The 344-nt window shown below is 46.5% G+C and carries 1 pseudogene; it reads left to right on the top strand.

Going from position 1 to position 344, the window contains the following annotated elements:
* Positions 1-344 (top strand): annotated as a pseudogene (locus LIQ05_RS19555) (ATP-dependent DNA helicase); the annotation flags it as partial.

The raw sequence follows: 344 nt of genomic DNA, 5'->3' as shown, positions 1-344 counted from the left end.
GCCTGCATCCTGATGCGGAAATATAGTGTACTGCATTCCGGTTATTCGGGATGTGACAGGCGGCCTGTGGTGGTATCCACTTCCAGCATTGCCTTACAGAAAGCTATCATAGAGGAATATGTTCCTTTTTTATCGGATGTACTGTTAAAAGCAGATCTGCTTCAGGGAGAATTAAAGGCAGTTGTCCGCAAGGGAAAGGAACATTTTGTGTGCGATTACAGGCTGGCCCAGAGATTAGAGGCAGTCCGGGACAAGAATAAAAATCAGGCACAGATGGAGGCATTGAAGTCCCTCCGGCATAACTTTGATTTAGATTCCGTACATAACCTGAGCGGTTTTGACCG

It is taken from the genome of Blautia glucerasea (assembly GCF_020537505.1).
Lineage (GTDB): Bacteria > Bacillota > Clostridia > Lachnospirales > Lachnospiraceae > Blautia_A.
Note: the sequence above shows the minus strand (reverse complement) of the source record. Positions and strands in the feature narration are given on the sequence as shown.